General features: G+C 67.1%; 20 protein-coding genes. 13 read left to right on the top strand and 7 right to left on the bottom strand.

Translation table 11 applies throughout. The features are described from left to right. Window positions 1-61: 61 nt before the first annotated feature. Window positions 62-1,072, bottom strand: coding sequence for a MinD/ParA family ATP-binding protein (locus B841_RS00845; protein ID WP_020933586.1), 1,011 nt, complete (start codon window positions 1,070-1,072; stop codon window positions 62-64). Window positions 1,073-1,261: 189 nt separating this feature from the next. Between B841_RS00845 and B841_RS00840 the strand changes: the two genes are divergently transcribed. The 3 genes from B841_RS00840 to B841_RS00830 all read left to right on the top strand — a co-directional run bounded on the left by B841_RS00840 (window position 1,262) and on the right by B841_RS00830 (window position 5,252). Continuing rightward, a complete protein-coding gene (locus tag B841_RS00840) occupies window positions 1,262-2,545 on the top strand; it encodes an MFS transporter (RefSeq protein ID WP_020933585.1) in 1,284 nt (427 codons plus the stop codon). Window positions 2,546-2,687: 142 nt separating this feature from the next. Then, window positions 2,688-3,698, top strand: coding sequence for an ROK family protein (locus B841_RS00835; RefSeq protein WP_404825455.1), 1,011 nt, complete (start codon window positions 2,688-2,690; stop codon window positions 3,696-3,698). A 231-nt stretch (window positions 3,699-3,929) separates the two neighbouring features. Further along, on the top strand, window positions 3,930-5,252 hold the full coding sequence (locus B841_RS00830; RefSeq protein WP_020933583.1) for an NtaA/DmoA family FMN-dependent monooxygenase: 1,323 nt from the start codon (window positions 3,930-3,932) through the stop codon (window positions 5,250-5,252). Between the two features lies 1 nt (window position 5,253). On the opposite strand, the gene B841_RS00825 is transcribed toward B841_RS00830, so the two are convergent. Continuing rightward, on the bottom strand, window positions 5,254-5,838 hold the full coding sequence (locus B841_RS00825; RefSeq protein WP_020933582.1) for an HAD family hydrolase: 585 nt from the start codon (window positions 5,836-5,838) through the stop codon (window positions 5,254-5,256). Between the two features lie 18 nt (window positions 5,839-5,856). Between B841_RS00825 and B841_RS00820 the strand changes: the two genes are divergently transcribed. The 4 genes from B841_RS00820 (at window position 5,857) to B841_RS00805 (ending at window position 11,068) form a co-directional block, all read left to right on the top strand. Beyond that, window positions 5,857-6,423: a DNA-3-methyladenine glycosylase gene (locus tag B841_RS00820; RefSeq protein WP_020933581.1), complete on the top strand. Its 567-nt coding sequence runs from the start codon at window positions 5,857-5,859 to the stop codon at window positions 6,421-6,423. 10 nt (window positions 6,424-6,433) lie between these two features. After that, complete coding sequence (locus tag B841_RS00815) at window positions 6,434-7,009, top strand: NAD(P)H-binding protein (RefSeq protein WP_020933580.1); 576 nt, start codon at window positions 6,434-6,436, stop codon at window positions 7,007-7,009. A gap of 336 nt (window positions 7,010-7,345) precedes the next feature. Further along, entirely contained in the window at window positions 7,346-8,431 is a 1,086-nt protein-coding gene (locus B841_RS00810) for a Fic family protein (RefSeq protein WP_169466542.1), read from the top strand. An 882-nt stretch (window positions 8,432-9,313) separates the two neighbouring features. Further along, on the top strand, window positions 9,314-11,068 hold the full coding sequence (locus B841_RS00805; protein WP_020933578.1) for a hypothetical protein: 1,755 nt from the start codon (window positions 9,314-9,316) through the stop codon (window positions 11,066-11,068). Between the two features lie 17 nt (window positions 11,069-11,085). Here the strand turns inward: B841_RS00805 and B841_RS00800 are convergent, their stop codons facing one another. Then, window positions 11,086-11,838, bottom strand: a complete 753-nt coding sequence (locus B841_RS00800; protein ID WP_020933577.1) for a class I SAM-dependent methyltransferase — start codon at window positions 11,836-11,838, stop codon at window positions 11,086-11,088. Between the two features lie 71 nt (window positions 11,839-11,909). Here B841_RS00800 and B841_RS00795 point away from each other — a divergent pair, with 71 nt between their 5' ends. From B841_RS00795 to B841_RS00780, 4 genes are all read left to right on the top strand, one after another. Then, window positions 11,910-12,413: a GNAT family N-acetyltransferase gene (locus tag B841_RS00795; RefSeq protein WP_020933576.1), complete on the top strand. Its 504-nt coding sequence runs from the start codon at window positions 11,910-11,912 to the stop codon at window positions 12,411-12,413. 257 nt (window positions 12,414-12,670) lie between these two features. Next, the gene (locus tag B841_RS00790) at window positions 12,671-13,693 is read left to right on the top strand and encodes a methylenetetrahydrofolate reductase (protein ID WP_020933575.1); all 1,023 of its coding nucleotides are present in this window, start codon (window positions 12,671-12,673) and stop codon (window positions 13,691-13,693) included. A 112-nt stretch (window positions 13,694-13,805) separates the two neighbouring features. Further along, complete coding sequence (gene metE / locus B841_RS00785; RefSeq protein ID WP_020933574.1) at window positions 13,806-16,148, top strand: 5-methyltetrahydropteroyltriglutamate--homocysteine S-methyltransferase; 2,343 nt, start codon at window positions 13,806-13,808, stop codon at window positions 16,146-16,148. A 38-nt stretch (window positions 16,149-16,186) separates the two neighbouring features. Beyond that, a complete protein-coding gene (locus tag B841_RS00780; RefSeq protein ID WP_020933573.1) occupies window positions 16,187-17,221 on the top strand; it encodes an App1 family protein in 1,035 nt (344 codons plus the stop codon). Here the strand turns inward: B841_RS00780 and B841_RS00775 are convergent. From B841_RS00775 to B841_RS00760, 4 genes are all read right to left on the bottom strand, one after another. After that, on the bottom strand, window positions 17,213-17,623 hold the full coding sequence (locus B841_RS00775; RefSeq protein WP_041631674.1) for a VOC family protein: 411 nt from the start codon (window positions 17,621-17,623) through the stop codon (window positions 17,213-17,215). The genes B841_RS00780 and B841_RS00775 overlap by 9 nt on opposite strands. Window positions 17,624-17,725: 102 nt before the next feature. Beyond that, on the bottom strand, window positions 17,726-18,067 hold the full coding sequence (locus tag B841_RS00770) for a hypothetical protein (RefSeq protein WP_020933571.1): 342 nt from the start codon (window positions 18,065-18,067) through the stop codon (window positions 17,726-17,728). Beyond that, window positions 18,048-18,983, bottom strand: coding sequence for an RNase H family protein (locus B841_RS00765; RefSeq protein ID WP_020933570.1), 936 nt, complete (start codon window positions 18,981-18,983; stop codon window positions 18,048-18,050). Before B841_RS00765 ends, B841_RS00770 begins: the two co-directional genes overlap by 20 nt. 193 nt (window positions 18,984-19,176) lie before the next feature. Further along, window positions 19,177-20,022, bottom strand: a complete 846-nt coding sequence (locus tag B841_RS00760; RefSeq protein WP_020933569.1) for a class I SAM-dependent methyltransferase — start codon at window positions 20,020-20,022, stop codon at window positions 19,177-19,179. 52 nt (window positions 20,023-20,074) lie between these two features. Between B841_RS00760 and B841_RS00755 the strand changes: the two genes are divergently transcribed. Together B841_RS00755 and B841_RS00750 are read left to right on the top strand one after the other, a co-directional pair. Beyond that, window positions 20,075-20,644, top strand: coding sequence for a helix-turn-helix domain-containing protein (locus tag B841_RS00755; RefSeq protein WP_020933568.1), 570 nt, complete (start codon window positions 20,075-20,077; stop codon window positions 20,642-20,644). Window positions 20,645-20,754: 110 nt separating this feature from the next. After that, window positions 20,755-21,510, top strand: a complete 756-nt coding sequence (locus B841_RS00750) for an NADPH-dependent oxidoreductase (RefSeq protein ID WP_020933567.1) — start codon at window positions 20,755-20,757, stop codon at window positions 21,508-21,510. Window positions 21,511-21,524: the final 14 nt, after the last annotated feature.

Genomic DNA, 21,524 nt, shown 5'->3' with positions numbered 1-21,524 from the left:
CCCGGGGCAGGGCCCGTGGTGAGACGTCGTCGTGGACGTCGTGAAGCTTAGTGCAGGCCCGCTACACCGCGGCGTGCCGGTGCCAGGAACCGAAGTCGTCGGCGACGATCCCGGCCAGCTCCAGGTAGGACTGATACGTCGGCTTGGACATGCGGTCCAGGTCCACCGTCGCCCCCTCCGACAGGTGCTTGTCGAAGGGGACGACGTGCACCGCGCGGGCGCGCGAGCGGAAGTGCCCGGTCAGCTGCTCCATGTCGATCGTCGGCTTACCGGGGTGCGCGGAAGAGACCACGACCACGGAATTGGCCGCCAGCTGCTCGTAGCCGTGCAGGTTCAACCAGTCCAGCGTCGCGGACGCGGACTGCGCCCCGTCCAACGCCGGGGAGGTCACCAGCACCAAAGAATTGGCCAGCTCGAGCACCCCGCTCATCGCCGAATGCATCAACCCCGTCCCGCAATCGGTGAGGATGATGTTGTAGTGGTGCTGCAAAATGTCGATGGTCTGGCGGTAATCCTCGTCGCTGAACGCCACGGACACCGCCGGATCCCGCTCCGAGCCGAGCACCTCCAACCGGGCCGTCGACTGCGCGGTGTAAGCGCGCACCTGCGGATAGCGGGAGGTGTCTTCGGCGGCGAGCAGATCCCGCACGGTGGCCGGCCCCGGATCCGCGACGCGCTGGGCCAGAGTGCCCAGATCCGGGTTCGCGTCCACCGCGATGACCCGGTCGCCGCGCACGCTGGCGAAAGCGCTGCCCAGCGACACCGTGGTGGTCGTCTTGCCCACCCCGCCCTTGAGGCTCATCACCGCGATGCGGTAATCCCCGCGCAGCGGCTGGCGGATACGTGCCAGCAGCTGGTCGTGGCGCTCCTGCGCCGACGAACCGCCCGGGTTGATGCGCCCGCCGGTGACGGTGTGCACCGCCTTGCGCCACCCGCTCTTGGGCGCCGCTTTCACCGGGTTGACCAGGTTCGACTGATCCAGCGCCGGCGGCGGCGTCAGGTCGTAGCGGCGCGGCGGGGACGTCTCCTCCGCCCCCGCATCCGTCGCAAAATCATGTCCCCGTGTCAGCATCGTCGTCCTCCCCCAAGGTTGCCTCCGCGCAGCGTGCCCGGCAGGCGTCGTTGACGGCCCTCATCTTATCCGCGCGCAGAAATCCTGCCCGGTGAACGCTTCTCCGGCTGCGGTAACATCAGCCGGGTTGCCTGGGCGCACCGCGTCCCGGGCGCCGATGAGCACCATGTAAGGAAGTGACTGCCAACGATGGGTATCCGTGACGTCTTCGCCGACACCCGCCCCCTGCGCAACCCCGCCTACCGACGGCTGTGGACGGCGAACATCTTCACCCAACTCGGCGCCCAGCTGACGGTCGTGGCGGTGCCCACCCACATCTACTCCCTGACCGGCTCCTCCGCCTACGTCGGGCTCACCGGGCTGTTCGGCCTCGTGCCGCTGATCGTCTTCGGCCTCTACGGCGGATCCATCGCCGACGCCTTCGACAAACGCACAGTACTCATCGTCACCACCCTCGGCATGACACTCAGTGCGGCGGGCATGTGGGCGATGACGCTGACCGGCGCCGTCAACGTATGGTGGCTGCTCACCCTCTTCGCCCTGCAACAGGCCTTCTTCGCCGTCAACCAGCCCACCCGCACCGCGGTGATCCGCCGGCTGCTGCCGCTAGACCAACTCGCCGCCGGCTCCAGCCTGAACATGATGCTCATGCAGGCCGGGGCCATCGTCGGACCGCTGATCGCCGGGGCGCTCATCCCGCTGACCGGTTACGCCTGGCTGTATTTCATCGACCTGGTCTGCCTGGTGCCCACCTTAGGTGCGGTGCTGGCGCTGACCGCGATGGCGCCCACAGGCACGACCGTGGAGCGCGCCGGGCTGCGCAGCGTGATTTCCGGGTTGCGGTATTTGGGCGGACACCCGGTGTTGCTGGTGGCGATGCTGCTGGACCTGCTGGCGATGGGCTTCGGCATGCCGCGCGCCCTGTACCCGGAGATGGCGGAGGTCGATTTCGGCGGCTCCCCGCTGATGCTGTCCGCGCTGTATTCCTCCCTGGCCGTCGGAGCGGTGCTCGGCGGGTTGTTCTCCGGGTGGATCACTCGCGAGGTGCGCCAGGGCAAGGCGGTGACGATCTGCATCGTCGTGTGGGGGCTGGCCGTCACAGTCGCCGGCGTGGCCGTGATGGCCAGCCCCGGTGCGGTGACCGCGTGGGCGGTGCTGGTGATCGTGATGTTGGTCGTGGGCGGGGCGGCGGACATGTTTTCGGCGTCGTTGCGCAACGCGATCACGCAGCAGTCGACCACCGATGAGATGCAGGGCCGGGTGCAGGGCGCCTACTTCGTGATCGTGGCGGGCGGGCCGCGGATCGCGGACGTGCTGCACGGCTGGGCGGCGGGCTGGTGGGGCGCGGGCCTGACCACCGCCGTCGGCGGGATCTTGGCGGTGGTGAGCACGGTGGTGTGCGTGGCGTTGGTGCCGAAGTTCTGGCGGTATCGCCGGCCGGCCCCGGACGTCGGCGCCGGTTTGGTGAGCTGATGTTCCTGCGTGTGTAAGGGGTGATCCTCGACACTGATTTCTGGGACAACGTAGAATATAATTTATGTCTTCGCCTCACCTTGCATTTGCGCGCCCCAAAACGCCGGCGTCCAAGTGTTTCCACCTGATGAGGCTGCAGCCGTTGACCACGCGTAGCGAACTCGTCGAGGTGACCGGTCTTTCGCAGCCGACTGTGACCCGCGCGGTCACGGCCCTGATCAACGCCGGCCTGGTCGTCGAGCGCAACGACCTCACGCAGTCGCAGGGCCGCGGGCGGCCGACGATCCCGTTGGAGTTGGCGGACAGCCCGGGCGTGTACGCGGGCATCGCGGTGGGCACGTCGGTGACCTACATCGGGCTTTTCGACGCCCACGGGCGCACCGTCCGCGACGTCGAGGTGGCCACGCCCATGGCGCGGCTGCGCGCCGAGGACTTCATCGAACACGTCATGGCCGGCCTGAATCGCCTGAGCGCTGGCCTGGAGCGGCCGTTGGCGTCGGTGGGCGTGACGTTCCCGGGCGCGGTGAGCGCCGACGGGATGGTCAACGCCCCGTCGCTGGGGTGGGACGACGTGGACATCGCCGGTCGGCTGCGGTTCCAGTTCTCGGTGCCGGTGACGGTGTCGGCGGCGGTGCCGGCGATCATCGGCAGCGAGCTGCAGAACGCGGAGGTGGACTTCACCCAGGATCCACCGGTGATCATGTCGCTGTTCGCCGACGACTCCGTCGGCGCCGCCATCACGGCGGGCGAGCACATCACCGCGATCAACGGCATGCCGCACGACGTGAGTTCGCTGCCCACCGCCGCGTTGCTGGCGGCCGCCGGCAAGCAGGGCGTGCACGCGCAGTCGCTGCAGGAATTGGTCGCCTCCTCCGCGCCCGCTGTGCGGCAGCTGCTCAACGAGCGCGCCCAGCTGCTCGGGCACGTCACCGCCACGCTGGTCAGCGAGTACCGGCCCGCCACCGTGGTGGTCGCCGGTTCCGCGTTCGTCGACGACCCCCAGGCGCCGCGGCTGTTCGCCCAAACGGTGCGCGGCGCCCTGCCGGCCGGGGTGGACGTGGAGCTGCGGCTGATCCCCAGCCACCACGAGATCGTGCGCGCCATCGCGCGTGCCATCGCGCTGGATCATCTGCTGCGCGAGCCGCTGGGCTAGTGTCCTGCGCCGTCACCCCATAGGCGTCACCCCATAGAGGTCGATTTTTATGGCTGAATCACGAAAAAGCGAGCCCTATGGGGTAACCCCTATGGGGTCATGGCGGAGAAGTGGCCGCCTCCCCGTCCCCGCAGGTTGAGAAGCCGCGGGGGCCTCGATATCGTGGCCCGGCATGGAGGGCCTCTCCACATAATCTCTTAGGCTGCCCGGCGCAGCCGCAAAGGATCATCCATGAGTCAGAAGACCATGCTGCTCAGCGCCACCTTGAGCAACGGCTACGGAGTCCAGGGGCAGGCGTGGCGCGCCCCGGAAAACCACAGGAGTAACTTCACCGACATCGACGCCCAGGTGAAGCTGGCGCAGGCCGCCGAACGCGGCAAGTTCGCGTTCTTATTCGCCCCGGACTTCCCGGGCGCGGGCGAGGAGCTGGCGTCCCAGGCCCCGGTGTCCACGCTCGATCCGATCGTCACGCTCTCGGTGCTGGCGCACCAGACCACGCGCGTCGGTTTCATCGCCACCGGGTCGACGACCTTCAACGAGGCCTACAACCTGGCACGTCAGTTCAAGGCGCTCGATGTGCTCAGTCGCGGACGAGTGGGGTGGAACGCGGTGACCACGAGTGCGCCGAACGCCGTGGCCAACTACGGCGAGCGGGTCCGCCCGCGTGAGCAGCGCTACGAACGCGCCCACGAAATGATCCAGATCGTGCAAGCGCTGTGGGGCAGCTGGGGCGAGGACGCCTGGGTCCACGACGTCGAGACCGGCCAGTTCCTGGACATGGACCAGATTCAGCCGATCAACCTGGGCGGTAAGCACGTCGCCTCTCGCGGGCCGCTGGCCATCCCGCCCTCGGAGCAGGGGCAGCCGGTCATCGCCTCCGCCGGCGGCGGCGAATACGGGCTGGGCCTGGCCGGGCGTTACGCCAGCGTCGCGGTGGGCTCGTCCACGTACGACTTCGACGTCACCCGCCGGGAACGGGAGATGTACCGCTCCGCCGTCCGTCAGGCCGGGCGTGAGGCGGATGAGCTGAAGTACTTCACGGGATTCATGCCCGTCATGGGCGCCACCGTGGAGGAAGCGATCGGCAAACGCATGCAGATGGACGAGCACCTCGCGCCGCAGCGGGTGCCGGTGCTCGGGTTGATGCTCGGTCTGAGCCTGGATGCGTCGCAGGCCGACGAGCCGCTGAGCGCGGCCCAGCTCGAACGCGCGCGGGCGAACCCGAACGACCCTCGTTCGGCCCGGGCACTGGAGATCGCACGTCAAGGCTGGACCCCGCGCGAGATCCTGGCCCACGGCGTCATCGACTACGCCCCCAGCCCGGTCGGGCCGCCCGAGGCCATCGCCGACTACTTGCAGGAGGCGTTCGAGGCCGGGATCGCCGACGGCTTCTGGCTCCAGCAGGCCACCTACGCGGTCGCGGACGAGTTTGTCGACGAGGTGGTCCCGATCCTGCAGCGGCGCGGCCTGTACCACCGGGATTACCGGGGCGCCACGCTGCGTGAGCACCTGGGCGTGCCCCGGCAGTACGGCCAAGATCCCCGCCTCAACTGAATCAGGGCAGACGCCGCAGGGACTCCGGGCCGTCGTACAGCAGCCCTTGCAGGCCGACGGCCTCGGCCGCCGCGACGTGGCCCGGGTTCGCGGAGACATAGAGCGTCTCCCGCATCGGCGCGCCCATCGCCTCCACGGCGACGGAGAAGGATTCCGGGGCGGTGGCGGGCAGCGCGAGGTCGCAGGAAAAGGCGACCGCGTCGAAGTCCGCCAACCACGGCAGGTCGCGGCGCATGCGCACCGCCAGGCCGATGGACACGTTCGCCAACACCCCGCACAGGTGCCCGGCGTCGATGAGCCCTAAGGCGGCGGCGACGGCCTCGGGGTCGGGGTTGATGTAGCCGGCGCAGGCGGCCTCGAAGGCTTCGCGCGCGTCAATCTCCTCGTTGTCTGCGTGGGGCGAGACCGTGCTCCACCAGCGGCTTTCGCTGAGCTCGCCCACGTCCAGGGCGCTGGCCATCTCTTGGAGCGTGTGCCGGAACTGCTGCGTGTCGCTGACCCCCAGGGCGTGTTCCAGGTGCCGCTGGTCCTCCTCGGTGGGGCGGCGCAGCAGCACCCCGTGGAGGTCAAAAAGCATCGCGGTCATATCGCCTAGCCTAGTGTCATGGTTGATTTCACCGAGCCAGCAGACGTCGTCGCCCCGCAGCTGCTGGGGCGCACGTTCACCCACGCCGGGGTTACCGTCCGGCTGACGGAAGTCGAGGCGTACTTGGGCGCCGAAGACCCGGCCGCGCACACCCACCGCGGCAAAACCCCGCGCAACGCGGCGATGTTCGGCCCGCCGGGACGCATGTACGTCTACCTCTCCTACGGCATCCACCTCGCCGGCAACATCGTGTGCGCCCCGGAGGGCGTCGGGCAGGGGTGCCTGCTGCGCGCCGGCGAAGTCGTCGCCGGGGAAGACGAAGCCCGTCGACGCCGCGGGGACGTCCCCTTTAACCGCCTCGCCCAAGGCCCCGGCAACCTGGGCCAGGCCCTGGGGCTGGCGCTAGACGACAATGGCAGCCCCGTCACCGGTCCGGAGTTCCTGCTGGGGCCGCGGGAGGAGGAGCCGGAATGGGTGAGTGGGCCCAGAATCGGCATCTCCAAAAACGTCGACGCGCCGCTGCGTTTCTGGATTCCCGGGGACCCTTCCGTCTCTGTTCGGCGGGGGCGACCCAAACGCACCTAAACTCGCAGGCATGGACACCAACACAACAGCCGCCCAGAACGTGGTCTTCGTCGGCGGGCACAGCCGCATCGCCCGATTGGCCACTCCCCTGCTCATCGAGGCCGGACACCAGGTCCACAACATCGTCCGCGCCCCCGCCCAGACGGCCGAGATCCAGCAGCTCGGCGGGACCTCGGTGCTCATGGACCTGGAGGAGGCCAGCCCCTCCGACTTCGTGGCCGCCTTCGACGGCGCCGACGTGATCGTCTTCAGCGCCACCGTCGACGAGCCCGCCGTGAAGCTGTCGATCAACGCCGCCCGGCAAACCGGCGTCGCCCGCTATCTTCTGATTTCCTCCGGGGCGCACCCGGAGGAGGAGGCGCACCTGCGCGATTCCGGGATGAACTACACGATCCTGCGCCCCGGTGAACTCGTCGACGGCGACGTCACCGGCCGCATCACGGTCACCGAGGATCAGCCGACGGAAAGGACCTCGCGCAACAACGTCGCCGCGGTCATCGGCCACATCTTGGCCACCGGGGCCGCGGTCAACGAGACCGTGTCCTTCTTCGACGGCGACACCCCGCTCGCGGAGGCGTTGGCGTAGCGATTCTGCATGTGCAGAATCCGCGGACGTCGGATTCCCTCTTTAACGCTCATACAGCGCAGAAAACACCGCAACGAGGCACGCCCGGCGGGTCTAGATGATTTTTTCGTCGCTTTTAACCATCTACGAGGGGCAGGATGGTAACTAGATGGTTTATTATCGCCACATTAGCCGTCAAGGAGCAGGAAGGGGTCCCGCATGCGGTCATATCGCACTTTGCGCAATGAATTACATCGAGGCAGCCACTCCTCAATGGAAGCGCTCCATGAGCGGCGCACCGCATCGGAAGCGGTACTTCACTGGGATTTCCCCGTGGGTGAGCACACTCTGTACTGCATGATCACCCCCGCCATCGTCGAACTGCTCGAAACCGCGTATCAGGCCGAACTATCCGTGCGGAGACAGTGGCAACGGCTGCCTGCCGGGGCCCAGAGCCATTACTTGCGGAGTCTGCTGCTGGATGAGGTGGTGGCCACCAACGACATCGAGGGAGTGTTCTCCACCCGCAGAGAAATCCAGGAAGCACTTGACTCCGCCACCCCCAATCACCGGTTCAAAGAATTCGCACGGCTTTATGACGCACTTGCCCACGGCGAGACCCGTCTCCCCGATACGCTCGAAGGAATCCGCAGCCTGTACGAGAAAGTGATGGACGGCGAAAAGCTGCCGGACGACGACCAACTCGACGGCGAACTGTTCCGGGACGGTTCCGTGACAGTATGGGACAGCCGTCGGCAACGCGTCGTGCATTCCGGTTTCCATCCGGAACACAAGCTCCAGGAGGGGCTCCGGACGATCCTGCGCATCACTGACCGGGAAAACACCCCCAGCCTGATCACGGCTTTTATCGCCCACCTCATGTTTGAGGTGGTCCATCCCTTTTACGACGGGAACGGACGCACCGGCCGCTACCTCCTCGGCGCCCACATCGCGGAGATCCTCTCCCCGGCCACGGCGCTCACCCTGTCCACCGCTATCAATACCCAAAAAGACCGCTACTACCAGGCGTTCATGGCCGTAGAAGATCCCGTTAACCGGGCCGAAGCCACACCCTTCGTCGTGACGATGCTCCGCTTTCTCACTGAGGCGCAACAGACACTCACTCAAGACGTTGACGCCCGCCTCTACTTGATGAAAAGCCTCGCTGACGAAACCCGGGCACTGCAGAATAATCTCCCCACCGACTGGAAAGCCCTTCACGCGGACATCATGCACTTCCTGGGGGAGCTACACCTTTTCGGCGCCGACCGCGCGGCCACCTACGCCGACGTGGCACAACACATGAAACGGTCCACCAGCCAAACCAGAAAAGACCTGCAGTTGCTGCGGGAACAAGGGTATCTGGACACCGTCACCGAACGGCCAGTGCGACTGCGACTCAGTGATTCCGGCCTGGACGTGCTTGGCCTGCGAATGTACTGACCGACGAACCCACCGACGGCGACACCCCGCTCGCGGAGGCGTTGACGTAGCGATTCTGCACGTGCAGAATCCGCAGACGTCGGATGCCCTCTTTAACGCTCATACAGCGCAGAAAACACCGCAATGAGGCACGCCCGGCGGGTCTAGATGATTTTTTCGGCGCTTTATAACCATCTACGAGGGCCCGGATGGCGGATAAATGGTTTATTTCGGCCAACATAACCGGCACGGATGAGAGAAGGATGTCGAGAGGCTGGCGCAGCGATTCTGCCCGTGCAGAATCCGGGTCCGTGACTTTTCCGCTCAAGACGCAGCCATGATGTCGTCGAGAACCCCGCGTTGGAAACGCATGGGCGTCGCGCCCCGTCGGCGAGGACCCGCCCAGCCAGGACAGCGACGGAAACTCCAGGACGGCGACGACGTACTCGCCATCCCCCTCAGATCAAGACACCTGGTAAGTGCATTTTTCAGGGTTCAACACGGACCTTCTTCCTTGGAGCGTTATTTTTTCAGGTGCGGTCACGACCCGTGGGTCCGCAGCTGTTCTACGGCTTGGAGCACCTGACGGACCCGGTAAGCCTTCGCTTTCCCATTGTCGTCTCGGACGTTGCCGCGGGGGCCACCAGCCCACGGGTTTTATACGTGCGGTGCGAGGTTCCTCGTGAGCAACGTGTGTCGAAGACAATGGTCACGGATCTTTTCTCACTCTGTAAAACGCGCATTCGTGGGGGTCTCCGCGACTTACCGAGAAGATGGTCGATGCATCTCACCACGCCCATCCACCTCGACGCCGACATTATGCCGTACATCTGCCGAGGTTTTTATGTAAAGGTGAGGACATCCGGAGATGACATCACACAATCAGACACGGCAGGACAAGCGATGGTCGACACTGACTACCTCAACGAATTAGACAGCCACGGCAGTTACCGGGGCAACGAGCTCAAGCAACGCAACCCGGCGTTGGCCACCACGCCCGCCCACTGGCGCGCCGTACTGTTCTCGGTGGCGTTTCCGCTGCCCCAGGACGTTGCCCTCGGCGACGCCTCCCTGCTCGACGCCGAGTCATCGCCGTGGCTGGAGGGGCGATACGAGGGCATTAAAGGCGTGGAATACTATCCGCCCGCCCCAGACGCCGAAGACGCCGACACCGCCGAGAACGCCGCGCCGATCCCGCGCCTGGAGTTCAAAAACCCCAAGGCCAACCCGGCGAGTTACTTCGGCTCCGAGCTCGCCGGATATTTCCGGCCCGGCCGGGGACAATCTGCGGTGTACAAGCACGCGACCCGCAAGAGCATCCATTCCTGGCTAGAAAAGACCGCGGCCACAAACCCTGCCTGCACTGAGGAATGGCCCGCAGACGCTGGACTCGACACCGCCCTGCCCTACCAACTGATCAACGACGTGGCGGCCGGGGCGGGCATGGCAAAGTTCGGCCGCCTGGCCCTGCGACCGGGCCAGTGGTCCACGACGGGAGAGACCGACGACTGGGAGCACGGCAGTCTGCAGCTGCACGCGGTGGAGTGCCTCTCCTACCCGCGCGCCGCCTCCACGTCGGACGAGACTGACCCGGCTTCCCGCCAGCACTTCCTGGTATTTCACGTCCTCGCCGAAAACTGCTCCTCCGCGCAGCTGGAGCGCATCTCCCAGGCACTGGCCCGACCGGACAATGACTTCCCGGCCCAGCTGGTGACGCCGTCCGTGCCGGCCAGCCGCCACCCGTCCCTGCCGGATACCGCCGCACCGGCCACGGATCAGACCCCGGTTTACCCGCTGACACAGAACCTCATGGAGGTCGCGAAACTGCTCTTGGCCCCGAGCGATACCCCAGCTCAGCTGGCCACGCTCCGGGTGAACGAAGACGGTGGCCTCGGCGATTCGGCGCTGCCGAGCCGCAGCGTCGTGGCCCTACCCTCCCGCGCGGACGTGCCGGGCCCGCCGTCATTCCCCGAGGCGGACGCCTGGAGCTCCTACGAGCAGTGGGCGTGGGAGTTGGCCGCCGGTGCAGACCTCGACGACAAACGGCCCCCGCAGGACACTCGCGACGCCCTGGAAAAGCACACCGCCGAGGAGTCCAACAACTGGGCGATCCTGGCCGCCGACCACGGCCTGGCCGCCGTCCGCACGGACACGGACTACCGGGACAATCCCACCCCGTTCGTGCAGGCCCCGACGTTCTTCGTCGAATTGCTGCTGCTGAACATGCGCGCCCGCACGGAGCTGAGCGCACTGCGGGAAGACCTCGCCTCCGGGGCAGCACCCGAGGCCGCCCACAAGCGGTGGGATCAGATCCAGGAGAAGCTGTGGCTGGACGAGATCCCGCGCCGCCCTAACCTCACCCAGATGCTGCTGACCACCCGCCGGGCCAGCGGGGTACAGGAACTACACGACGAGGTCAGCGGCGTCCTTGAAAACGACGCCGAGACCCAGGCCGACGCCACCGAACCCACCTCCCCCACGGTCATCGAACCCGAGCAGGTCACCGTCACCCCCGAGGACCCGGACGCCGCACCGCCGACGGTCGAGAAGTCGTCGCAAAGCCCCGCCGAGCAGCGGAAGATCGCCCCGGCGATCCTGATCACGGTGCTCGTGTTCGGCGTACTTGTCGTGCTGCGTCGCGCGCGCAGGAAGCGCTAGGCAGACTGCGGGAAGCGTTACCCTGCCTGCACCTTCCCCGCCCGCACGGCGATCGGCCACGTCACGGTCCGGCGCCGCGCCGGGTCGCCCCACTGCCGGGACAACGCCTCGGAAAACGCCGCAAACTCGTGGGCGTGCCCGCTGTCGCGTGCGTTGCGCACCGCGGTCCAAGTGCCCAGGTAGCCGAGGAAATCCGTCAGGTCGTATTCGCGGACGATGGCGGGCTGCTCCACGCGCAGCGGTTCGAACGGGAAGTCCAGGTCCGCCAGGCCGTTTTCCACGTGCCGGCGGCGCGGATCCCAGAAGCGGTGGAAATCACCCCAGTAGAAGTCCTGGAAGAGGGAGTTCACCTCCCCCTCAACATCGCAAAGACCATAGCTGACCAGCGCGATCGCCGCCCCCGGGGTCGCCACCCGGCGCGCCTCGGCGTAGAAGGCGGCCAGGTCGTCGATCCAGTGGGCGGCTTGGGCGACGGTGATCAGGTCGACGCTCCCATCCACGGCGGGTAACCGGTCCGCGGAGCCGACGCGGTAAAGGGCCTTCGGGGCGGGGGTGGCGGCCGCGATCTGGCTGGGGCTGGGGTCGACGCCGATGACTCGGTGGCCGACGTGCTGCGCCAGCAGCGCGGTGAGCTGGCCGGTGCCGCAGCCGACGTCGAGGGCAAGGTCAGTGCCGCCGTCGGGCAGCGCCGCCAGGGACTCGGCGAGGGCGGGCGGGTAGGAGGGGCGGTGCGCGGCGTAGTCTGCGCCGTCGTCGAACAGTGCCGTCATGGCCCCAGAGTAGGTCGAGAAAGTGTGACGTGTGAAACAGTCGGCGGGTGGATGCGCCTACACTGGGCGCCATGATTGACCGGACCATTCGGCGCGAGACCGACGCCGACATCCCAGGCATCCACGCCCTGATCGCGGCGGCGTTCGCCACGGTCGAGCGTTCCGACGGCGCGGAGGCGGCCATCGTCGACGCGCTCCGCGACGATGACGCGTTGTCGCTGTCCGTGGTCGCGGTGGAGGGGGTGCAGACGATCGGGCATGTGGCCGTCTCGCCCGTGCGCATCGACGACGGCACGGGTGGCTGGTTCGGTCTCGGCCCGGTGACCGTGGCGCCGCATCGACAGGGCGGGGGTGTGGGGCGGGCACTGCTGGAGGGCACCCTGGAGCGGCTCGCCGAGGGTGGCGCGGGTGGGGTCGTGGTGTTCGGCGAGCCGGATTTCTACGCCCGCTTCGGCTTCGAGCGCGTTCCGGGGCTCGATTATCCGGGCGCCCCGGAGGGGTATTTTCAGGCGCTGCGGATCACCGATTCACAGTTTCCGAGCGGCGTCGTGCACTATCATCCGGCCTTCGGGTAGGCCTTCAGACAACCCCTCGGTAGACCAAGCGGTACACTCGCCAATGGAATTACTTTCACATTCTAACCCAGCGTTTGTGCTGGTACAAGCGCTAATCGTCAACCACACAAAACCTAGCCCTTGTGCCTGGCCGTGCCCACGTGGCTACATTTAAACCCAATCCGCACCGAGGGACACAGGAAGCCTCCTCACCTCCGTGCACGCCCGTCCGCAGCAGTTGCGGGCCGGGCACCACGACACCACCAGAGGAGGCTTCCATGAGCGCTGACGTATCCGTCCGCCCGCACCGGTCCACCCGGTTCTCGGCGTCTGCGCCGCTCGACGAGGATCTCATTCCGGTCGAGTCCCAGCCGACGAAGCTCGATCCCGAAGATCTGCTCGGCCGCGCCCCCGGCGCCCGTCGCCGCACCTCCCTGTCCTTTGAAGTCATGCCGCCGCGCCACGACTCGGACCGCTCCAAGATCGACCACCTGCTGGCCACCCTCGAGTCCTACGGCCCCGACTACCTGGCCGTGACCAGCTCCCAACGCTCTGATTGGCTCACGGGCACCTCCGCGTTCATCGAGCGCATCTCCCAGACCACCCGGATGCTGCCGCTGGCGCACCTGGCGTGCACCGCCGGCACCCGCGACGAACTCGTCGGCTGGATCAACCGGCTCATCGACGCCGGGGTGCGCGGGTTCCTGGCGCTGCGCGGCGACTACCCGGACGGCCAGGACGGGCCGGCCCCGGGCGAGTTGCCGCACGCCACCGACCTGATCAACCTGATCGGCGAGGTGGAAGGCAGCCAGGCCGCCCGCTTCGCGGCGGGCCGGCTGGCGGTCGGCGTCGCCGCCTACCCCTCCGGGCACTACCAGTCCTCCGGCCCGGACGAGGACATCGACGTCCTGCTGGCCAAGCAGCGCCTCGGCGCGGGCTTCGCCATCACCCAGATGTTCTTCGACCCGGAGGATTACCTGCGGTTCCGCGACCGGGCCCGGTTGGCCGGGGTCACCATCCCGTTGATTCCGGCGCTGGCGCCGATGATCAGCGTGCAGCGGCTGCGCCGAATGGGGCAGCTCTCCGGCCTGGAGGTCCCCGAGCGGCTGATTCGCCGCCTGGAGAAGTCCGACACGCCGGAGGGCCAGCTCGACATCGGTATGGACGCGACCGCTGAAATGGCGCAGACCCTCCTGTCGAATGACACGGAGAGCCTGCACCTGTACACGTTCAACCGCGCCGACGTCACCGGAGAGTTGCTCACCCGCATCGGCATCGCACCACGCCATCCGCGTGCGTGAGATGACCGTCCGGTAGCGACACCCACGAACATCAGAACCGGGAGCCCCCGCGAAGATCAGTTCGGAACACCACCCAACTACTTCACTTTTCGCGAGAAAGGGCATTTTTGCCATGTCTGAAAACACCGTCACCTTCCCCAACGCCACGATCGAGGGCTATCCCCGCATCGGCCCGAACCGCGAGCTGAAAAAGGCGCTGGAGTCCTTCTGGAAGGGCCGCATCGACGCCGAGGAGTTCCGCTCCGCGGCCCGCAGCCTGCGCCTGAGCAACTGGGCGCGACTGCGTGAGCTGGGCCTGACCGAGGACTACTCGATCCCCGCGGACGCCGCCTACTACGACCACGTCCTGGAGACGGCCGTGACCGTCGGCCTGCTCGGCGGCGCCGACGAAGACGTCGCCCTGGCCGATTACTTCACCCTGGCCCGCGGCAACGCCGACACTGCCCCGCTGGAGATGACCAAGTGGTTCGACACCAACTACCACTACCTGGTCCCGGAGGTCGGCGACGACGAAGAATACCGCCCGCGCCCGCAGCGTCTGCTGGAGTTGTTCACCGAGGCCAAGGACGCCGGCAACGTCGTGCGCCCCTTCCTCGTCGGGCCGGTCACCCTGCTGGCGTTGTCCAAGCAGGCCGAGGGCGCGACCACCCGGCCCCTGGATCACCTGGCGAAGCTGACCGCCTCCTACGCCGAAATCCTCGAAACCCTCGCCGACAACGGCGTGGAGTGGGTCCAGATCGAGGAGCCGGCCCTGGTCGCCGACCTCACCGGAATCACCGACGCCGAGCTCGCGGAGCTGGCGAAGCAGACCTACGCCACCCTGCTGGCCGAGGACGCCGTGCGCCCGTCCGTGTTCCTGTCCACCCCCTACGGCTCGCTGAACGCCGGACTCGAGGCACTGGCCGCCGCCCGTCCGGAGGCCCTCGGCGTCGACCTGGCCCCGCAGACGCTGAAGGAAGCCCCGGACTACCTGGAGCGCATCGCCGCCACCGTGGACAAGAACACCCGCCTGGTCGCCGGCGTCATCGACGGCCGCAACGTCTGGGCCGCCGACCTGCGTGAGCGTCTCAGCGTGCTCGAGCAGCTCAAAAACGCCGGCCTGACGGTGACCGTCTCGTCCTCGGTGTCGCTGCTGCACGTGCCGCACACCGTCGCCAACGAGCCGAACCTGCCGGTCGACGTCGCCGGTTGGCTCTCCTTCGCCGACGAGAAGGTCGGCGAGGCCGTCTCCCTGTCCACCGCCCTGAACGAGGGCACCGTCGCCGCCGGCGAGGCCTTCGCCCGCGCCGACCGCGCCGTGCGCACCCGCCGTGAATCGGCGCGTGTACACAACCAGGCCGTCCAGGCCCGCGTCGCCGCCCTGCCGGACGGCGAGGTCAAGCGCCAGCCGTCCTTCGACGAGCGCGTCGAGGCGCAGCAGTCGCTGAACCTGCCGGAGCTGCCGACCACCACCATCGGCTCCTTCCCGCAGACCGACGAGGTGCGCAAGGCTCGCGCCGACCACAAGGCCGGCGTCATCGACGACGCGGCGTACGTCCAGGCGCAGAAGGACGAGATCGCCTCGGTCATCGAGCTACAGGAGAGCCTGGGCATCGACGTGCTGGTGCACGGCGAGCCGGAGCGCAACGACATGGTGCAGTACTTCGCGGAGCTGCTCGACGGCTTCGTGGTCACCGAGAACGGCTGGGTCCAGTCTTATGGCTCCCGCTGCACCCGTCCGCCGATCATCATCGGCGACGTCTCCCGCCCGCAGGCCATGACCGTCGACTGGATCGCCTACGCCCAGTCGCTGTCGGACAAGCACGTCAAGGGCATGCTCACCGGCCCGGTCACCATTTTGGCCTGGTCGTTCGTGCGTGACGACGTCCCGCTGTCCGTCTCCGCGGACCAGATCGGCGTGGCGCTGGCCGACGAGGTCGCCGACCTCGAGGAGGCCGGCATCAAGATCATCCAGATCGACGAGCCGGCCCTGCGCGAGCTGCTGCCGCTGCGCGAAGAGCGCCGCCAGGAGTACCTGGACTGGGCCGTGCGCGGCTTCCGCCTGGTCGCCGCCGACGCGCAGCCGGACACCCAGATCCACACACACCTGTGCTACTCGGAGTTCGGCCAGATCATCGAGGCTATCAACGACCTCGACGCCGACGTCACCTCCATCGAGGCGGCCCGTTCGCGGATGGAGCTGCTCGGCGACATCGAGGAGAAGTTCACCTCCGGCATCGGCCCGGGCATCTACGACATCCATTCCCCGCGCGTGCCGGAGGTGGCCGAGCTCATCGAGCTGCTGACCGCCGCCGCCCAGCACGTCCCGGCGGAGCGGCTGTGGGTCAACCCGGACTGCGGCCTGAAGACCCGCGGTTATGAGGAGACCGAGGCCTCGCTGCGCAACATGGTGCTGGCCCGCGACCACGTCCTGGCGAACGTAGAGCTCAAGCACACTGCCCCGGTCCGCGCTTAACGACGCCCGGCGCCCGCGGCGAGTGTATTCTCGCCCGCATGGGACTGTCAGACATCGTTCGCGCGGCGGAACGCCGCATCAACCGCCGCGGCGTCGAGCGCAAGACCGCCGCCGGCTGGGTGCCGGAGATTCAGCCGTACCGCGGCTACGGCACCGCACAGCGCATCCACGTCATCGGCCGGATCCTCATGGAAGACCCCGAGTTCGACGACAACGGCGACCCCCGTTCGCAGGTGCAGCAGGTGACCCAGCAGGCCCAGCGCGGCTACCGGCAGTTCTTCACCATCCAGGTCGGCGACCTGCCGGTGACCGTGCACGCGGGCGACCAGCGCGTGAGCACGCGCACCAACCAGAACGGGTATTTCGACGTCACGGTGGACAATCATGGCCTGGACGTCGGCTGGCAGGAGGTCCGGGTCGAGGCCCAGGGTGCGGAGCCGGTTACCGCGGAGGTGCTGGTCACCGCCGACGACGAGACGATGGGTCTGGTCTCTGACATCGATGACACGGTGATGGTGACCAACCTGCCGCGTGCCCTGCTCGCCGCCTACAACTCCTGGGTCAAGCACACCAACCAGCGCCAGCCGGTCGAGGGGATGGCGGACTTCTACGCCGAAGTACTGCGCGAGCATCCGGGCGCCCCGGTCTTTTACTTGTCGACGGGCGCGTGGAACACCTACGACACCCTGGTGAAGTTCATCGAGGAACAGGGCTTGCCGAAGGGGCCGCTGCTGCTGACCGACTGGGGCCCCACCCCCACCGGCCTGTTCCGTTCCGGGCAGGAGCACAAGAAGGTGCAGCTGCGGAACCTCGCCATCGACTACCCCGCCATCCGGTGGGCGCTCGTCGGCGACGACGGCCAGCACGACCCGTTGACCTACGGGGAGTTCGTGGACGAGCACCCCGACCGGGTGCGCGGCGTCGCGATCCGGGAGCTGACCCCCACCGAGCACGTCTTGTCCCACGGCACGACGAGCTCCTTGACCGGCCCGCCGCGCACGGATCGCGACGGCGTGCCGACGATCTACGGCGCCGACGGCCACGCGCTGCTGGAGAGGTACCGGCTAGTCTGATTCCTCGGCGCCGTCATAGGTGCCGAAAGACAGGCTGTGCCCGTCCGGGCTGCGCACGGTGAAGTCCCGCGAGCCGTACCCGGTGTCCATCAGCTCCCGTGAGATGGTCGCCCCCATCTCCCGGGCCGTGCGGTACACCTCGTCGGGGTCATCGGTGACGACGTAGACGTTGCCGATGCCCGCCGGCACGATCGAGGGCTCTTCCTCCCGTTGCGCGCAGACCACCACCCGCCCACCCTCGGGCCAGATCATTTCGCTGTGCTCGACCCGGTCGTCCTTGTGGATGAGCACCCCTTCTTCAAATCCAAGCTGGGCCAACCAGTCGCGCAGGGCGAGTGCATCGATCGACGTCATCAACGGCCAGATATTACGGTCGCCACGGCCTCGAGAATGGGGGATCATAGACTGCATTATCCCAGACTGTGACGTGCGACACAAGGGCGCGGACCGTTCGGCAATTCGGGATGTTTCACGTGAAACTGGACCACACCGCGCTTCCCAACCCTAGAACGTCAGCTCGGTCACCTCAGGCAGGTCGACGGCCTCGTCGCCGCCGGGCGCCACCTCCAATCCGGAAACCACTCCGCCCTCCACAGTCAACAGCACCAGCGCCCGTCCTGCACTCGCCACGAGAATATGGCGGCGCCCCGCCTGCGGCGCGGGCCGCCCGTCCAACTCGAGCGTAAAGGAGGGGCAGATCCCGCACCCGCACTCCTCGCCCACCCTCAGGCGACCCAGCACATCCAGCCAGAGCCGGCGATCAGCGGCGTCGGGTGCAGATGCGCCCGCCAGTGGCGGGGCGTGCATGATCATCGCGGCGACGAGGTCACGCCGCCGCCCGTCCACATCCCCCTCCTCCCGGCACCAGCTCCGCGGGTTCCATGCCGGTCAGCTCATCTTGCAATTCGTCGCGGAAGTCGCAATAGAACTCCTTCTGGTTGTCGGTGTTCATCTCGTGGCAGCGGCGGGCGGTCATCGCGGCGCGGTGCGCCATCTCGTTGAGCACATGACCGTCGTGCCCGCGGACCCAGTGGACGCGGATGGTGGCGGTGCGCCGCAGGTTATTCAGCGTCTGCACGGCAGCACCGCGCTGGCCGCCGCCCGCCCCCGTCGGCTTCGGCCGATCGCGACTGAGGATCGTCGCCACCGTCCGACAGTCGGTGAGCACGTCAATGACGTCCGCGGTGTGGCCCCACTTCCGCAACGCCGAGCCGACCGCCGCGAACTCGCCCTCCAGAACGGTGCCCGCAGTAATCACGTTGCCGCGGATATTCCCGCGGGAGTTCGCCGCGCCGATGCCAATCGTGTTGCCGCGAGACTGCTTCGAGGCGTCCGTGGCGATGACCAGATGGCGCTCCTCCTGCACAAACTCACACTCTCCCGGGCCGCACAGCTCCGCCTGCGCCTCGTCGATCGCGCGCCGGGCGGAACGCCAGGCCGCCTGAAGGCGGGCGCCGGAGACTACGTCGCGGACAATGAGACCCGGGTAGTTCTCGGCCTGTTCCCGCAGCAGTCCGCGGACGATCCTGTCCGAGACATAGAGGATCAGCCCCGTGTCCCGATGGGCCTTCCACAAGTCGAGGAAAGCTTCGATCATGTGGCCGCGAACTTCCAGCCCCTCGTCCACGTGAAACTGCCGCACCCTGGCCGGCGCATCTACTGTGCCGACTGCGATAAACGCACCACTCAAGGTGGAGTCGTTGTAGTTGTCGCGGTGGTGGATCACCGCCGCGGGCAGGGGTGGGCCGTCGCAGATAGCCATGACAAAGCATCTCCTCGTGTTGTTTTCCTCCACCTGATTATCGCAAAGATAGGTCAGAAAAACTTTGACCTGCGTCAAGTGGGATGGAGAAGTTTTCCACCTCGGCCCGGCCGTTTCACGTGAAACACCACGTAGCTCTTCGCTTTACAACCACCCACACAGAAAATATCACGGTCACGTCCGCGTCGATGTGCTACCCGGCCATCGGGCGCACCGCCACCCACACCTCGCGTCCGGAGGTTAACGACAGTGGCGAGGCGCCGTCGTCGAGTGCCGCAATCGCGGCGTTCAGCCCGGCGAGGTCCTCGCCACTGAGCCGTTCCGCGAGTCGGCCCCGCTGACCGCGCAGCTGGATCGCCAGGTAGCGCGCCCCTTCGGCGCTGTCGGCGCGGGCGATGAATTCGCGGTCGTGTCGCTGCACGGAGACGAAGCCGGCGTCGCGGAGCAGGTCCTGCCACTCGCCACCGCCGTGGTGACCGTGCGCGGCCGTCAGTTCCGCCAGCCGGTCGCGCAGTCCGGCACCACCACCCCCGAGGTCGGCAGGTTCGAATACTGTCTCGCCGGTGAGTTCGGTCAGAACGAACGCTCCACCCGGGCGCAGGGAATCGAAGATCTGGCGCAGCACCACGGCTGGATCGGCCACGTGGTGCAAAGTCAGCGCCGACCAAACCAGGTCCACGTTACGGGGAACGGCCGCCGGCCAGTCCCCGTCGAGATCGACCTCGTGCGACTCGACCCGCTCCCCCACCCCGGCGCCCACCGCGGCGGCACGTACGTGGTCGAGCAGCTTCGAGGAGACGTCGAGCGCGTGAACGCGGGCGCCGGGGAACCGCTGGGCCAGGGCGACGGTGCCGGCTCCAGTCCCGGAACCGAGATCCAGCACGGTCGCGGGAGCGCGGTCCAGCGCGGCCGCAGCCTCCTCGAGCACGGAGTGGAGGAGGGGTTCATTCAGGGTGGCCTCGAGGACGAGGTTTTCGGCCAAGACGTCGGGGAGATCCCGCCACGGATCCTGATGAGAATGCGAATGATGATGCGTCATGACAGGCATGTTACGCACCGTCTCCCTTATTTCGCATGTACTCTTGCGGAATATGCAAAAAGAGATTGACTCCCTCGTCCGTGACCGCGTCCGCGGCCTACGCCTGGCCCGCGGCTGGACCCTCGAGGCCCTGGCCTCTCGCTGCGAGCTGTCCCCCTCCACCCTCAGCCGCATCGAAACCGGCCATCAACGCATCACCCTCGAACACCTCGTCGCTCTGAGCCACGCCTTGGACACCTCCCTCGACCGGCTGGTAGCACCTGAAGGAAACGACGACGTAGTCATCCGCCCCGAACCCGAATCCATGGGCAGAACCACCTTCTGGTTGCTTTCCCGCGAACGGGACCGGCACGGCATGTTCATCGCCAAGATGCGGATCACCCAAGACCGGGAAAACGAAGATCTGCAGGTTCACCCCGGCAACGAATGGTTCACCGTGCTCAGTGGCGTGGTCCGCCTCCAGCTGGGCGCCCGCGAGATCCTGGTCTACCCCGGCCAGGCGGTGGAGTTCTCCACCATGACCCCGCATCTGATCCAGGCGCATGAAGAACCGGCCGAACTGCTGATCATGCTGGACCGCGACGGCGAACAGGCCCACTTGCCCACGCGGGGCCAACAGTAATCCCCGGCGCGAGGCCCTTCGGTGAAACCACCCCTCACCGACATGGCTTGTCTTCTTACTCCATCTCCCGTCGGCCCGCCCGACCCCAAAGCATCACTAGAGTCGGCCTCATGAACCCCACCGACAATTCCACCATTCGCACCCAACTCGACCACCGGACCATCCGGGAATTCACCGACGAGCCCGTCGACAAGCAGACCCTGGACACTCTCTTCGAGGTCGCGATGCGCACGGCGAGCTCACGCAGCCTGCAGAACGCGAGCATCATCCACGTCACCGACCAGGCGAAAAAAGACAGGCTCGCGGAGATCGGCAACCAGGAATATGTGCGCCGCGCGCCGGTGTACCTGCTGTTCATCGTCGACGGCCGTCGCGCCGCCGGCATCCTGGAGGAAGCCGGCAAACCCGTTGAGCCCGCCGGCTCGACGAAGGTGTTCGTCGAGGGCTTCACCGACGCCTGCCTCATGGTGCAAAACGTCACCGTCGCCGCGCAGGCCCTCGGCCTGGGCACCAACCACCTGGGCAACGTCCACAACGACGAACCCGCCATCATCGAACTGCTCGACCTGCCGAAGTACACCTTTCCGGTGCTCGGCATGACGCTGGGACACCCGAACCAAGAACCGCAGATCAAGCCGCGCATGGACGCGCAGCTGCGCGTCTTCGAAAACAGCTACCAGGAGCCGGAGTCCTGGACGCAGGCGCTCGCCGACTACGACGCCGAGATGACCACCTACTACGATCTGCGCAACGAAAACCGGCGCGAAGACAGCTTCACCAACCAGGTCATCACCAAGCTGTCGCCGGGCGGACGCAACGACAGCAAGACCTTCGAGGTCGCCCGCGCGCAGGGCTTCGACGTCTAGGAACGAGGCGGGCC

The organism is Corynebacterium maris DSM 45190 (genome assembly GCF_000442645.1).
GTDB lineage: Bacteria > Actinomycetota > Actinomycetes > Mycobacteriales > Mycobacteriaceae > Corynebacterium > Corynebacterium maris.
Note: the sequence above shows the minus strand (reverse complement) of the source record. Positions and strands in the feature narration are given on the sequence as shown.

Coding starts and splice junctions, on each gene's coding strand:
- B841_RS00845 (WP_020933586.1), bottom strand. CDS start 1,072: ATGCTGACACGGGGACATGATTTTGCGACGGATGCGGGGGCGGAGGAG.
- B841_RS00840 (WP_020933585.1), top strand. CDS start 1,262: ATGGGTATCCGTGACGTCTTCGCCGACACCCGCCCCCTGCGCAACCCC.
- B841_RS00830 (WP_020933583.1), top strand. CDS start 3,930: ATGAGTCAGAAGACCATGCTGCTCAGCGCCACCTTGAGCAACGGCTAC.
- B841_RS00825 (WP_020933582.1), bottom strand. CDS start 5,838: ATGACCGCGATGCTTTTTGACCTCCACGGGGTGCTGCTGCGCCGCCCC.
- B841_RS00820 (WP_020933581.1), top strand. CDS start 5,857: ATGGTTGATTTCACCGAGCCAGCAGACGTCGTCGCCCCGCAGCTGCTG.
- B841_RS00815 (WP_020933580.1), top strand. CDS start 6,434: ATGGACACCAACACAACAGCCGCCCAGAACGTGGTCTTCGTCGGCGGG.
- B841_RS00810 (WP_169466542.1), top strand. CDS start 7,346: ATGATCACCCCCGCCATCGTCGAACTGCTCGAAACCGCGTATCAGGCC.
- B841_RS00805 (WP_020933578.1), top strand. CDS start 9,314: ATGGTCGACACTGACTACCTCAACGAATTAGACAGCCACGGCAGTTAC.
- B841_RS00800 (WP_020933577.1), bottom strand. CDS start 11,838: ATGACGGCACTGTTCGACGACGGCGCAGACTACGCCGCGCACCGCCCC.
- B841_RS00795 (WP_020933576.1), top strand. CDS start 11,910: ATGATTGACCGGACCATTCGGCGCGAGACCGACGCCGACATCCCAGGC.
- B841_RS00790 (WP_020933575.1), top strand. CDS start 12,671: ATGAGCGCTGACGTATCCGTCCGCCCGCACCGGTCCACCCGGTTCTCG.
- metE (WP_020933574.1), top strand. CDS start 13,806: ATGTCTGAAAACACCGTCACCTTCCCCAACGCCACGATCGAGGGCTAT.
- B841_RS00780 (WP_020933573.1), top strand. CDS start 16,187: ATGGGACTGTCAGACATCGTTCGCGCGGCGGAACGCCGCATCAACCGC.
- B841_RS00775 (WP_041631674.1), bottom strand. CDS start 17,623: ATGATCCCCCATTCTCGAGGCCGTGGCGACCGTAATATCTGGCCGTTG.
- B841_RS00765 (WP_020933570.1), bottom strand. CDS start 18,983: ATGGCTATCTGCGACGGCCCACCCCTGCCCGCGGCGGTGATCCACCAC.
- B841_RS00760 (WP_020933569.1), bottom strand. CDS start 20,022: ATGACGCATCATCATTCGCATTCTCATCAGGATCCGTGGCGGGATCTC.
- B841_RS00755 (WP_020933568.1), top strand. CDS start 20,075: ATGCAAAAAGAGATTGACTCCCTCGTCCGTGACCGCGTCCGCGGCCTA.
- B841_RS00750 (WP_020933567.1), top strand. CDS start 20,755: ATGAACCCCACCGACAATTCCACCATTCGCACCCAACTCGACCACCGG.